Annotated in this window: 11 protein-coding genes; 7 read left to right on the top strand and 4 right to left on the bottom strand. The window is 64.4% G+C overall.

Features of this window, described 5'->3' with window-relative positions; all coding sequences use genetic code 11:
* Positions 1–52 precede the first annotated feature (52 nt).
* The 6 genes from C9F13_RS14765 to C9F13_RS14740 all read left to right on the top strand — a co-directional run bounded on the left by C9F13_RS14765 (position 53) and on the right by C9F13_RS14740 (position 7,658).
* Positions 53–1,561, top strand: coding sequence for a type I restriction-modification system subunit M (locus C9F13_RS14765; protein WP_108447036.1), 1,509 nt, complete (start codon positions 53–55; stop codon positions 1,559–1,561).
* The gene (locus tag C9F13_RS17315) at positions 1,558–3,315 is read left to right on the top strand and encodes a restriction endonuclease subunit S (protein WP_114446919.1); all 1,758 of its coding nucleotides are present in this window, start codon (positions 1,558–1,560) and stop codon (positions 3,313–3,315) included. The genes C9F13_RS14765 and C9F13_RS17315 overlap by 4 nt, the downstream gene beginning before the upstream one ends.
* Positions 3,312–4,019, top strand: a complete 708-nt coding sequence (locus C9F13_RS14755) for a GIY-YIG nuclease family protein (protein WP_108447035.1) — start codon at positions 3,312–3,314, stop codon at positions 4,017–4,019. The genes C9F13_RS17315 and C9F13_RS14755 overlap by 4 nt, the downstream gene beginning before the upstream one ends.
* A 208-nt stretch (positions 4,020–4,227) precedes the next feature.
* Positions 4,228–5,334: an endonuclease NucS domain-containing protein gene (locus C9F13_RS14750; RefSeq protein ID WP_108447034.1), complete on the top strand. Its 1,107-nt coding sequence runs from the start codon at positions 4,228–4,230 to the stop codon at positions 5,332–5,334.
* Between the two features lie 696 nt (positions 5,335–6,030).
* Complete coding sequence (locus C9F13_RS14745) at positions 6,031–6,906, top strand: sugar nucleotide-binding protein (RefSeq protein WP_108447033.1); 876 nt, start codon at positions 6,031–6,033, stop codon at positions 6,904–6,906.
* The gene (locus C9F13_RS14740) at positions 6,903–7,658 is read left to right on the top strand and encodes a lysophospholipid acyltransferase family protein (protein WP_108447032.1); all 756 of its coding nucleotides are present in this window, start codon (positions 6,903–6,905) and stop codon (positions 7,656–7,658) included. The genes C9F13_RS14745 and C9F13_RS14740 overlap by 4 nt, the downstream gene beginning before the upstream one ends.
* 99 nt (positions 7,659–7,757) lie before the next feature.
* On the opposite strand, the gene fabB is transcribed toward C9F13_RS14740, so the two are convergent.
* Both fabB and fabA read right to left on the bottom strand, forming a co-directional pair.
* Entirely contained in the window at positions 7,758–8,975 is a 1,218-nt protein-coding gene (gene fabB, locus C9F13_RS14735) for a beta-ketoacyl-ACP synthase I (protein ID WP_108447031.1), read from the bottom strand.
* A gap of 13 nt (positions 8,976–8,988) precedes the next feature.
* A complete protein-coding gene (gene fabA / locus C9F13_RS14730) occupies positions 8,989–9,504 on the bottom strand; it encodes a 3-hydroxyacyl-[acyl-carrier-protein] dehydratase FabA (protein WP_108447030.1) in 516 nt (171 codons plus the stop codon).
* Between the two features lie 261 nt (positions 9,505–9,765).
* Here fabA and C9F13_RS14725 point away from each other — a divergent pair, with 261 nt between their 5' ends.
* Positions 9,766–11,634 carry a putative bifunctional diguanylate cyclase/phosphodiesterase gene (locus C9F13_RS14725; protein WP_108447029.1) on the top strand — a complete coding sequence of 623 codons (1,869 nt, stop codon included), beginning with the start codon at positions 9,766–9,768 and terminating at the stop codon, positions 11,632–11,634.
* Here the strand turns inward: C9F13_RS14725 and C9F13_RS14720 are convergent.
* Both C9F13_RS14720 and C9F13_RS14715 read right to left on the bottom strand, forming a co-directional pair.
* A complete protein-coding gene (locus C9F13_RS14720; protein WP_108447028.1) occupies positions 11,584–12,111 on the bottom strand; it encodes a DUF2878 domain-containing protein in 528 nt (175 codons plus the stop codon). The two genes, C9F13_RS14725 and C9F13_RS14720, sit on opposite strands and share 51 nt — an antisense overlap.
* Positions 12,112–12,117: 6 nt before the next feature.
* The gene (locus C9F13_RS14715) at positions 12,118–13,305 is read right to left on the bottom strand and encodes an SAM-dependent methyltransferase (protein ID WP_108447090.1); all 1,188 of its coding nucleotides are present in this window, start codon (positions 13,303–13,305) and stop codon (positions 12,118–12,120) included.
* Positions 13,306–13,342: the final 37 nt, after the last annotated feature.

Genomic DNA, 13,342 nt, shown 5'->3' with positions numbered 1-13,342 from the left:
CCAGTGGGTGAGCCGGCGTCATTGCAACAGACACCAAGGAAGCTCTCGACTCATGGCCATCAGCACCACCATCAAATCCATCCAGGACATCATGCGCAAGGACGTCGGCGTGGACGGCGACGCCCAGCGCATCGGCCAGCTGGTCTGGATGCTGTTCCTGAAGATCTTCGACGACCGGGAGCAGGAGTGGGAAATCCTCAATGAGGACTACCGCTCGCCGATTCCCGAGCCGCTGCGCTGGCGACACTGGGCCGCCGATCCGGAGGGTATGACCGGCGATGAGCTCAAGGAGTTCGTCGACACCATGCTCTTCCCCGGCCTGCAGCAGCTCCAGGCCCGCGGCGACGACTACCGCGGCGTGGTGGTCCGCAACGTCTTCGAGGACGCCTACAATTACATGAAGTCCGGCCAGCTGATGCGTCAGGTCATCAACAAGCTGCAGGACGGCATTAACTTCAACAAGGCCAGCGAGCGCCACGAGCTGGGCGACATGTACGAGCAGATCCTCAAGGACCTGCAGAGCGCCGGTAACGCCGGCGAGTTCTACACTCCGCGCGCGGTGACCCGCTTCATGGTGAACCGAGTCGATCCCAAGCTCGACGAGAGCGTGATGGACCCGGCTTGCGGCACCGGCGGCTTCCTCACCTGCACCATCGATCACAAGCGCAAGCAGTACGTGAAGACCCCGGAAGACGAGCAGACCCTCCAACGCACCATCCACGGGGTGGAGAAGAAGCCGCTGCCCCACCTGTTGGCCACCACCAACCTGATCCTCCACGGCATCGAGGTGCCCGATCAGGTCAAGCACGACAACACCCTGGCCCGGCCGCTGCGCGACTGGGGGCCCAGGGAGCGGGTCGACGTCATCGTCGCCAACCCGCCCTTCGGCGGCATGGAGGAGGACGGCATTGAGACCAATTTCCCCCAGGCCTTCCGCACCCGCGAGACCGCCGACCTCTTCATGACGCTGTTCATCCACCTGCTGAAGGACGGCGGCCGTGCCGCCGTGGTGCTGCCGGACGGCTTCCTGTTCGGCGAGGGCATGAAGACTCGCCTCAAGGAGAAGCTGCTCACCGAGTGCAACCTGCACACCATCGTCCGGCTGCCCAACGGCGTGTTTAACCCCTATACCGGCATCAAGACCAACCTGCTTTTCTTCACCAAGGGCCAGCCCACCGAGGCGGTGTGGTACTACGAGCATCCCTACCCCGAGGGCGTGAAGAACTACAGCAAGACCCGCCCCATGAAGGTCGAGGAGTTCCAGGCCGAGATCGACTGGTGGGGCGATGAAAGCGACGGCTTCACCGCCCGGGAAGAGACCCATCAGGCCTGGCGGGTGCCTGTCGAGGAGATCCAGGCGCGCCACTACAACCTGGACATCAAGAATCCTTACCAAGGCGAGCAGATCAGTCACGACCCCGACGAACTGCTGGCACAGTACGCCCAGCAGCAGGCCGAGATCCAGGAGCTTCGCGACCAGCTCAAGGACATCCTCGACGACGCCCTGGGCCACTCCTCCCAGCAGCAGGAACAGAAGCAGGAACAGGAGGAGCAGGCATGAGCGTGCGGGAGCTGATCACCGACCACCTCGACCTATGGACCGGTGCCGTCACCCACAAGAGCAGCGCCGGGCGGGGCAACAACGGGAAGGTCGAGCTGACCGGCATCAAGAAGCTGCGGGAGCTGATCCTGGAGCTGGCCGTGCGCGGCAAGCTGGTCGAGCAGGACCCAAATGACGAGCCCGCCAGCGTGCTGTTGGAGCGTATTACAGAGGAGAAGGCCCGGCTGGTGAAGGAAGGGCAGATCAAGAAACCTAAGAAGTTGCCTAAGGTTTCTCTGGAGGAGCTTCCAGCCCCAGTGCCAGTGGGATGGGAAGCCGTGACACTATCCCATTTAGGTGTGTTCTGCGGAGGTAAGACACCAAGTAAATCCAAGAGCGAATTTTGGGATGGTGATATCCCATGGGTCACTCCCAAAGATATGAAGATGGCCGAGGTAACGAACACAGAAGATCACGTAACCCATTCCGCGACAATGACAGGGGGGCTCGAGCTTCTTCCTGAAGACACTGTGCTATTTGTCGTGCGTAGCGGCATCTTGAGGCGAATGTTTCCTACGGCAATTTCTCGCGAAAGCTGCACAATCAATCAAGACCTTAAAGCTCTGAAGCTATACATGCCAGAGATGGCAAGGTATGTTCAAATACTATCTTGGGGCTTTGAGCGCTTCATATTAGAAAGTCTTACAAAAACAGGCACGACAGTAGAGAGCTTGAAGTTCAATGAGTTTTCTGTTCAGCCCTTTCCATTTCCACCTCTGAGTGAACAAAAACGCATCGTCGACAAAGTCGACGAGCTGATGACCCTCTGCGACCGGCTGGAGCAGCAGGTCGGGGATCAGCTGGAAGCCCATGAGGTGGTGGTCGACACCCTCCTAGATGCCCTGACCCACTCCGCGGATGCCGCCGAGCTGGGCGAGAACTGGGTCCGCATCGCCGAGCACTTCGATACCCTTTTTACCACCGAAGCCAGCATCGACAAGCTCAAGCAGACCATCCTCCAGCTGGCGGTGATGGGGCGGCTGGTGCCGCAAGATCCCAACGATGAGCCGGTACCTGGAATGTTGGAGAAGTTGCCAGAACTGCCCAAACCTGCACGCTATAAAAAGAGAAGTAACGAGGTAATAGCAGGAAACTTTGGGCTCTCTATAAACCATCCAGGTTTGCCTGTTCCAAACGGGTGGGAGTGGGTGCCTTTAGTCAGTATCGCACGCTTAGAAAGTGGCCATACCCCGAGCAGAAATCATGCCGAGTGGTGGGGTGGAAGTATTCCTTGGATTGGTATAAAAGATGCCAGGGCTAGTAATGATGGCGTTATTTACGAGACCATACAGACAATAAATGAACAGGGCTTAGAGAACTCGGCTGCAAGATTGCTGCCAGCAGGAACGGTCTGCTTCAGTCGAACTGCATCTGTTGGCTATGTAGTTATCATGGGTAAAGCCATGGCAACAAGCCAAGACTTTGTTAACTGGGTTCCTTCAGATGCAATATCCTCGAACTGGCTCAGGCTTGTCTTAATTGCAGAGAGGCCTGCAATGGGAAGGTTTAGTAAGGGAGCCGTTCACCAAACCATCTATTACCCGGCTTGGCTAGCAATGCATATAGCTCTTCCACCACTGGAAGAACAGAAACGCATCGTTGAAAAAGCCGACGAATTGATGGCCCTTTGCGACGAACTCAAGGTTCGCTTGGGCGAGGCGGGCGGAACCCGCGCTCAGCTAGCCGAGGCGGTGGTGGAACAGGCTGTGTTATGAATGAATCTATCACTCCCGAAAAGTCAGGTCATGTCTATATCATGACGAACCATGCTATGAAAAACATGGTTAAGATAGGAATGACTAAAGGAAGTCCAGAACAACGTGCAAGAGACATTTCCGGCACGGGAGTGCCTGGTTACTGGTGTGTTAACTACAAGTTGTGGGTCATGGATTGCCGCTGGGTAGAGTGGAGTACACACCGATATTTCTCGGAGTTACGTGTTGACAAAAGCCGCGAGTTCTTCAGGGTGGACCCGAAAGTCGCTCAGGTAGTTATCAAACACTTCGCGGATTCACTTTTAGACTTGATGACGTCAACCAAAGGTGCTCAGGATCATGCTGGCAGCGAGGAAAACCGCCAGCCTTTCTCACCAGATATTGACTGGTATGTCTACCCAGAGAGAGAGGAAGTAGATCCAAAAGCCGAAGCCGAAAGGCACAGGAAGCTATTTGAATATGAGAAAAATGAGGAACTCAGAGAGCTGCGCAGGGAAGAGGAAAGGAAGGCAAGACTGCAGAGAGAGCGCGAGGACTTCGAAAGGCGTGAGAAAAGCCGATTGGATGGCTTCAAGGTAGTCAAGACTATCATGCAACAATGCGACAGATGCAATCGTGATTTCACAGTCACACTGATGCGTCACGAGCAGGGTGCCAGATGCCCATTCTGCAATCAATTCTCTCCTACACAGGTTTCTTGGTAGCTTGTTGCATAGATAAAGGCTTGATATTCAGGGATGTCGTCGCAGTCATTTCGGAAAAGACAGTCTTTGATTTCCACTAAAACACACAATAACTAATATGAGTAGTTCTGAGTTGTTAGAAATAAAGTAGAAGGCAAGTATTTTCCATCGAAAAGCCCCGTTTTAAGCTGTTGATAATTATTCGAGTACTCGCGCATCAGGAGTAGATATGGCGATCGAACAAGGGATCTGGAAGCTGGGAGACACACCGCAGAAGCTGCAGCCAACGGGGCTGGCCGACGAGGGGCTACTGGAAGAGCAGATCATGCAGGACGTCTCGATCCTCAACCGCGACTGGCTGTTGATCGGCCGCCAGGTGCGCACCGCCTTCGACAAGTTCATCGACCTGCTGGCGATCGATGCCAACGGCAACGTCGTCATCATCGAGCTCAAGCGCGACAAGACCCCGCGGGACGTGGTGGCCCAGGCCATCGACTACGCCTCCTGGGTGGTCACCCTGGCCGACTATCAGCTGATCGAGATCTACCAGGCGTTTGCCGAGCGCTTTGATCGGCCCCACGCCACCCTGGACGAGGCCTTCGAGGCCAAGTTCGGCATCGCATTGGACAGCGTTACCCTCAACGAAAGCCATCAGCTGGTGGTCGTGGCCACCCGGCTCGATGCCAGCAGCGAGCGCATCATCACCTACCTCAACGCGCACGCCCAGCTATCGATCAACGCGATGTTCTTCGCGGCCTTCGAGGATGGCGGCAACCGCTACCTGAGCCGCGCCTGGATGATCGACCCGGATGAGCCCAGCCAGCCCACAAGCCGCAAGGCGGGGAAGGAGCCCTGGAACGGCGAGTTCTACGCCTCCTTCGGCGACGACCGCCCCTGGGAGCTCGCTCGTCGTTACGGCTTCATCGCCGGCGGCGGTGCGGCCTGGTACTCCAAGACGCTCTCCATGCTGTCCGAAGGCGATCGTGTCTGGGTCAACATCCCCAAGACCGGTTACGTGGGCGTCGGTGAGGTGATCGGTGAGCGCTGCCGGGCAAACAAGTATCGCTTCGATACCGAGGAAGGCAGCAAGACCCTGATGGAGATTGCCTCCAGGGAGGAGTATCACCAGCTCTACCGTCAGATAGGCGATGACGAGGAAGAGGCCGAATTCCTGGTGCCGGTGCGTTGGCTGCACACCGTCAGTCGAAAGGAAGCGTTCAGCGAGGTCGGCCTGTTCGGCAACCAAAACACCGTCTGCAAGCCCACCACGCCAAAGTGGTCGCACACCGTGGAGCGCCTGAAGCAGGGCTGGTGCGTCAGCGACGAACTTACCTAAGCCACTCCACCCCGTAAGCTTGTTATAGCCAAGGGGAGGAACGTGCTAGAAACCGCAATATGGCACCGCTCCGGAAACGACGGGTCTTCAACAGACAGAGTATGGCCGACAAGAAATCAGTTTTGTCGCCCTTATCGTTTCCACAGACTCGACTCATGCTCCGATGCTCTTACCGCTGACGACTCATTGGGTACACCCTGTGAGCCATCATTCCCGTGACGTCGCCGGGGTGACCCATGCCTGTTAAAATTCAGCTGGCTGGCTAGGACAGTGTCCGATCTATATCCAGTGAGTTTGAGCGGTAGCTGAGCCCCTATCTACGGGACAGGAGCGCTCCCGCAATAGAGAGTGTATGTACGTTGGCGGGCAGCGGTGCAGCCTCTCGTCAACTGGCACGCTAAGTCGCGCAGCATTTATCCAGCCCGCCTGCCTAGGTGACGGTCGCGATGAGCACTCTTATGCTCGCAGCGTGAGTAGGGTGTTGAGCGGCTTGCAGGGGCAAAATGTTGATCATAGCCCTACCAACAGCGCCAAAATGCCCGGAACTCAACAAAACAGGTGGATAGTGTTGCGTATGAAGTGGGTCTATCTTGTGAATTATCCGATAAATCATGTGTTTAGGCGGTACGCTCGATCTCTCGATGTGCAGGAAGGTGCTAATAACCGTTCTGATCGGGCGCTAGCCGAGGAGATGCCGTGAAGCTGCTGATTCTGGAGGCCGGCCACTGCCTGAGCCTGGCGATGGCCCGCGAGGCCAACCGGCGCAGCGATACCGAGCTCACCATCGAGCCGGCGTTGCAGACCACGCCGGAGCGCCTCGAGTCGCTGCGCCCGGATGCGCTGGTGATCCCGCCGCTCTCCCGGCCGCTCAGCGCCGAGCCGGCGGCCGTCACGGCGCACGCCGAAGCGGTCGAGGCCTGCATGGAGCTGTGTCGCGAGGCGGATATCCCGCTGGTGTGGTGCGTCTCCGACCAGCTCTACGAGGACGGCTTCGACGTGCCCATCGACGAGCACGTGATTCCCGAGCCCCGGGACGACGGCCTGCGGCGGCTGGTGCGCACCGGCGATCGCATCCGCGCCGAGCTGCCGCACCACCTGATCGTGCGCCTGGGGCCGCTGTTCGCCTTGGAGGGCAGCCACGCCTGGCTCGGCGAGCTGCTCGACACCTTCATCGAGGGCGGCGAGGTGCGGGCGGAGTCCGACGTGATCTTCTGCCCGACCTCGGCGGATGCCGTGGCCATGGCGCTGATCGGCATGCTCCAGCAGCAGCACTGCGGCGCCGACGCCTGGGGCAGCTATCACCTGGCCGGCACCGAGCCGGTGAGCGCCTACACCTTCGTCTCGATGGTACGCACCCAGCTCGACACGCGCCTCGAGGGGCGCGGCGAGCGGGTCGCCCTGGGTAACGCCAAGGCGCTCAAGCACCACCACGACCAGCCGCTGCGCCGGGTGCTGAACTGCCGGCGGGTGCTGGACGTGTTCGGCGTCCACCAGAAGCCCTGGCGCCTGGAGGTGGGCCGCATGCTGGATGCCTGGTGCCTGGTCCGGGCCGAGGAGTCGGCGCCGCAATGAACGTGATCCGCAGCCTGATCTTCTACGTCGGCTACCTCCTGGCCATGCTGGTCTGCGGGGTGCTCTTCCTGCCGCCGGCCCCCTTCCTGCCGCTGGCCTCCCGCTACCGGCTGCTCAACCTCTACAACCATTTCATCATCGCCTGGTTCCGCCTGGCCTGCGGCGTGCGCTACGAGTTCCGTGGCCACGAGCGCCTGCCGGACGGTCCCTGCGTGATACTGGCCAACCACCAGTCCGAGTGGGAGACGGTCTACCTGCAGCTGCTGCACCCGCCGGTCTGCACGGTGCTCAAGCGGGAGCTCCTCAACATCCCGATCTTCGGCTGGGCGCTGCGCCTGCTGCACCCCATCGCCCTGGACCGCTCGAAGCCCGCCCGGGCCATGAAGCAGGTGCTCACCCAGGGCAAGGCGCGACTCGAGGAGGGGCTCTCGGTGCTGATCTTCCCCGAGGGCACCCGGGTCTCGCCGGGGACGCGGGTGCGCTACAACAAGAGTGGGGCGGTGATCGCCTGCCGCGCCGGGATGCCGGTGGTGCCGGTGGCCCACAACGCCGGGGAGCGCTGGCCGGGCCGCCACTGGGTGAAGAAGCCGGGGCGCCTGACGCTCGAGGTCGGCCCGGCGATCGCGACCGAGGGGCGCACCCCGGAAGAGGTGATGGCGGAGGCCGAGGCCTGGATCGAGGCGCGCCTGGCCGAGATCTCCGAGGTGCCGCGGCCCGAGGCGGCGGCGGAGCCGGTGAAGCGCCCTGCCTGACCCGGCCCGAGAGCCTCATGACCAACGCAAGAAGGCGCCCCGCGGGGCGCCTTCTTGCGTTGCGGTCGGACGGAGCCGTCGCCGGCTCCGTCCCTGGCCTCAGTCCTTGAACTTCTCCAGCACCAGGCAGGCGTTGGTGCCGCCGAAGCCGAAGCTGTTGGAGAGCACGCGCTCGACCGCCACGCCGTCGCGGCGTTCGGTGACGATGTCAAAGCCGGCCGCCTGCTCGTCCAGCTGCTCGACGTTGGCCGAGGCGGTGATGAAGTCGTTCTCCATCATCAGCAGCGAGTAGATCGCCTCCTGCACGCCGGTGGCCCCCAGCGAGTGGCCGGTCAGCGACTTGGTCGAGCTCATCGCCGGGGTGCGGTCGCCGAACACCTCGCGGATCGCCTTCAGCTCCGCGACATCGCCCACCGGGGTGGAGGTGCCGTGGGTGTTGACGTAGTCGATGTCGCCGTCGACCGTGGCCATGGCCTGGCGCATGCAGCGCGCCGCGCCCTCGCCGGACGGCGCGACCATGTCGTAGCCGTCGGAGGTGGCGCCGTAGCCGACGACCTCGGCGTAGATCTTGGCGCCACGCGCGCGGGCGTGCTCCAGGTCCTCGAGCACCAGCATGCCGCCGCCGCCGGCGATGACGAAGCCGTCGCGTGCCTGGTCATAGGGGCGCGAGGCCTTCTCCGGCGTCTCGTTGTAGTGGGTCGAGAGCGCGCCCATGGCATCGAACAGGCAGGAGAGGGTCCAGTGCTCCTCCTCGCCACCGCCGGCGAACACCACGTCCTGCTTGCCGAGCTGGATCTGCTCGACGGCACTGCCGATGCAGTGGGCCGAGGTGGCGCAGGCCGAGGAGATCGAGTAATTGACCCCCTTGATCTTGAACGGCGTCGCCAGGCAGGCCGAGACGGTGCTGCCCATGGTGCGCGTGACCCGGTAGGGGCCCACGCGGCGCAGGCCCTTCTCGCGCATGACGTCGGCGGCCTCGACCTGGTTGGCGCTGGACGCGCCGCCGGAGCCGGCGATCAGGCCGGTGCGCTCGTTGGAGACCTGTTCCGGCGTGAGGCCGGCATCCTCGATGGCCTGGGCCATGGAGACGTAGGCGTAGGCGGCGGCATCGCCCATGAAGCGGCGCAGCTTGCGGTCGATCAGGGCGTCCAGATCGATGTCGACGCTGCCCGCAACCTGGCTGCGGAACCCGCGCTCGGCATACTCTTCCTTGAAGCGAATGCCCGAGCGCCCGTTCCTGAGCGCCTCCAGAACCTGCTGTGCATCGTTGCCCAGGCAGGACACGATGCCCAGGCCGGTGACTACCACTCGTCGCATGGGAGCCTCCTGTTCAGAAATTCGCGGTGGAGGTGAACAGGCCGACGCGCAGGTCGTTGGCCTGATAGATGTCGCGGCCGTCGACGGACACGGTGCCGTCGGCGATCCCCAGGATCAGGCGCCGGGTGATGATGCGCTTGATGTTGATGCGGTAGGTGACCTTCTCGGCGTCGGGCAGGATCTGGCCGGAGAACTTGACCTCGCCGCAGCCCAGGGCGCGGCCGCGACCGGGGTGGCCGAGCCAGCCCAGGTAGAAGCCGACCAGCTGCCACATGGCGTCCAGGCCCAGGCAGCCGGGCATCACCGGATCACCGGGGAAGTGGCAGTCGAAGAACCACAGGTCGGGCCGGATATCCAGCTCGGCGATCAACTCGCCCTTGCCGTGATCCCCGCCTTCCTCGTGGATGTGCATGATGCGATCGAGCATCAGCATGTTGGGGGCCGGCAATTGCGCATTGCCCGGACCGAACAGCTCGCCGCGCGAGCAGGCCAGCAGTTCTTCGCGATCAAAGGAGTGTTGCTTGGTCACTGAATCGTTCCGAGTGTCGGGATTATTGTCTGCCGAAAGCGGCCTGAGGCCGCCGGGCGGCTGTGCCTAGTCTACTGTCCACACTCGACGAATGCACGCCGACCGGGCCGCGTCGCGCCGGGCCCGCCCGCGCCGATGGCCGCCGGCCCCCGGACTGGCTCGTCGCGGCGGGGTCAAGCTGTCGCCGCCACGGCCGATAACCCTTCCAGGGTCCCGGCGCATGCCGGGGCGTTCGTCCACTCGTCAAGTGAGCGTCAGCCCATGTGGCCAGCCTTCTCCCTCAACCGCCCGATGATCTGGATGGCCCTGTCGGCCTTCTCGGCCAGCATCTGGCTGCCCGGCATCCCGCTGCGCCTGGGTGCGGCCGTGCTGGTGGCCCTCGGGCTACTGGACGCCTGGCGCCAGGTGCGCCTGGAGCACCTGCGCTCGCGCCTGGGGGAGGAGGCCCTCTCGCTCTCGGACGAGGGGGTCGTGATCACCGATGCCGCCAACCGCATCCAGGCGGTCAATCCGGCCTTCACCCGCATCACCGGCTACACCCTCGCGGAGGTGCGTGGCCGCGCCGCGAGCTCGCTCTCCGCCCCGCGCCACGACAAGGCATTCTACGAGCACTACTGGCAGGTGCTGCACAGCACCGGCCGCTGGGAGGGCGAGGTCTGGAGCCGCCGCAAGCAGGGTGACGAGTACCCCGAGTGGCTGCGGGCGCGGGTCGTCACCGACGAGGCGGGCCGCATCACCCACCACGTCTGCCTGTTCACCGACATCTCGGTGCGCAAGGCCCGCGAGCGGGACCTGCAGCGGATCGGCTTCGAGGACCCGCTGACCGGCCTGCCCAACCGTCGGCGGCTGGGCGACCTGCTGGCCTCGCGTCTGCGCCACCTGCGGGCGGGCGAGAGCCTCGACATGGCGCTGATCGACATCGACGGCTTCAAGGAGATCAACGACGGCATCGGGGTGGAGCTCGGCGACCGGCTGCTCGTGCGCTTCGGGGAGCGGCTGGCCCGGCACGTGGCGGGGGGTGTGGTCGGGCGACTGGGCGGCGACGAGTTCATGGTGATGCGCACCACCACCCACGACGACCACGACCGTTGGATCAAGGGGCTGCAGGAGCACCTCGGGCAGCCCTTCGAGATCGACACGCACAGCCTGCGGCTGGGGCTGACCATCGGCAGCTGCCGCTGTCCCGAGGACGGCCGGCAGTCCGGGGAGCTCTTCCAGCGGCTGGAGTCGGCGCTGTTCAGCGCCAAGCGCCACGGCTGCAACCATAGCCTGCGCTTCCGGCCCGCCCTCGACGTCCAGGAGAGTCCGCAGCTGGGCCTGCTCAACGACCTGCGCCAGGCGCTGGCCGTGGGCGGCCAGCTGGAGCTGCACTACCAGCCGCAGTATCGGCTGGGGGACGATCGCCTGGTCGGGCTCGAGGCCCTGCTGCGCTGGCGCCATCCCCGGGACGGCATGATCTCGCCCGGCGACTTCATCCCGCTGGCCGAGCGCCACGGCCTGATGTCGACCCTCGGCGACTGGGTGATCGACCAGGCCCTGGCCCAGCTGGCCCACTGGCAGCGCAAGGGCCTGCCGGAGGCCGTGGTGTGGATCAACATCTCGGCGATGCAGTTCTTCCAGGGGGATCTCGAGACCGCGCTCGCCAGCGGGCTCGCCCGTCATCGGGTGCCGGCGCGGCGGCTGGGGCTGGAGCTGACCGAATCGGTGCTGCTCGACGAGCGTGCCGGGGACGTCGCCCCCCGGCTCGAGCGGCTGCGTGCCCAGGGGCACCGCGTGGCCATCGACGACTTCGGCACCGGCTACTCGTCGCTGGGCTACCTCAAGCACCTGCCGCTGGACAAGCTCAAGCTCGATCGCGCCTTCATCCGGGCGCTGCCCGATGATCGTGCCGATGCCGCCATCGTCTGCGCCGTGCTGGCCATGGCCGAGGGGCTCGGCCTGGCGGTCGTGGCCGAGGGGGTGGAGACCGAGGCGCAGCGCGACTTCCTGCTCGCCCATGGCTGCGCCGAGGTGCAGGGCTTCCTCTACGCCAGGCCCCAGCCGGCCGCGGGGCTGGAGGCCGAGTGGCAGGCTCGGGTCTCAGCGGGCGCGCCCCTCGATGGCCGGCGCATGGCCGAGGCGACGGCTTAGCGCCAGGCAGATCAGCGCCCAGGTCATCGCCTCGACGGGCAGCAGCCAGGGCGCCAGCTCGACGCCGGCGAGCCGGGCGCCGGCGAGGTAGGAGAGCGGACCGCTGGTGGCGCCGCCGAGCGCGGCGAGCCAGGGATACGACCAGAGCCAGGCCAGCGAGTGGTGGATCAGGGTCGCGAACAGCGGCCAGAGCAGCCACAGCCAGGGCGGCATGCCGGCGATGGCGAGGGTGTCGGCGGGGAACGCGAAGCCGCCGGCGAGCGCCAGGCTGCCGTCGACCGCGAGCCCCAGGCCGGCGAAGGCCAGAAGCCAGCGCCACTCCCCGCGGCGGCCCAGCCAGGCGAGGTGCAGGGCGAGGATCAGCGCCACGACCAGTCCTCCGATCAGCGAGCCGCCCAGCACGCAGGCGAACCAGCCCGCCTGGAAGGCGGCCAGGTTGGCCAGCAGCTTCACGGGAGCGGCGGAGAGGGCGGCCATCGCGGGTCACGCCTCCCCGGTGAGCGGCGCCGGCCGGGCGCCGGGCTTGGCCAGCAGCAGCTGGCAGGTGCCGATGGTGCGCTCCATGAAGCCCCCCTCGCAGTAGCAGAGGTAGTAGCGCCACATGCGGATGAAGCGCTCGTCGTAGCCGAGCTTGCGCACGGTCTCCAGGCTCGCCTCGAAGCGGTGGCGCCACTCGCGCAGGGTTCGGGCGTAGTGCAGGCCGATCTCGTCGAGGTCGGTCAGGTTGAGCGAGGTGTGGCGGGCCACGCCGTCGAGGATGGCGCGGTGCGACGGCAGGAAGCCCCCCGGGAAGATGTAGCGCTTGATGAAGTCCATCTCGCGCTTGGCCTCCTCGTAGCGCTGGTCGCGGATGGTGATCGCCTGCAGCATCGCCTGGCCGTCCTCGGTGAGCAGTCGGTCCAGGGTCGCCAGGTAGGTGCCGAGGTACTGGTGCCCTACCGCCTCGATCATCTCAACCGAGATCAGCCGGTCGTAGCGCCCCTCGAGCTGGCGGTAGTCCTGCTGCAGCAGGGTGATGCGATCGCCGAGCCCCTCCTCCTCGATGCGCCGGGCGGTGAAGGCGTGCTGCTCCGCGGAGATGGTGGTGGTGGTGACGCGACAGCCGCGGGTCTTCGCCGCATGGATGGCGAGCCCGCCCCAGCCGGTGCCGATCTCCAGCAGGTGGTGGTGGGGCTGGACGTCGAGCTTGTCGAGCATCAGGTCGAGCTTGTGGGTCGAGGCCTCCTCGAGGCTCGCCTCGGCGTGGGGGAAGACCGCGCTCGAGTACATGCGGTGCTCGCGGTCGAGGAAGGTGGAGAAGAGCGCGTTACCGATGTCGTAGTGGGCGGCGATGTTGCGCTTCGAGCCGTTCAGGCTGTTGCGCTGCAGGCGGTAGAGGGCGCCGAGCAGCCAGCGGCCGAGTCGCGCGGTGCCGTTCTCGATCTCGCCGTTGACCCGCTCGAGGTTGGCGGCGAACAGCCGCACCAGGGCCACCGGGTCGTCGGCGTCCCAGTCGCCGTCCATGTAGGCCTCGGCGGCGCCCACGGTGCCGCCCAGGGCCAGGCGCTTCCAGGCCCGGTGGTGGCGCACCACCAGGGTCACGCGCAGCGCGCCGCCCCGGCCCAGGCGATGGCGCTGGTGGCCGTCGGTCAGGATGATGGTGCCGCCCTCCAGGCGGTCGAGCTGGGCCATCACCCGCGGCTTGAGCCAGCGAGTCAGGCGATCGCCC

It is taken from the genome of Halomonas denitrificans, from assembly GCF_003056305.1.
GTDB lineage: Bacteria > Pseudomonadota > Gammaproteobacteria > Pseudomonadales > Halomonadaceae > Halomonas > Halomonas denitrificans.
Note: the sequence above shows the minus strand (reverse complement) of the source record. Positions and strands in the feature narration are given on the sequence as shown.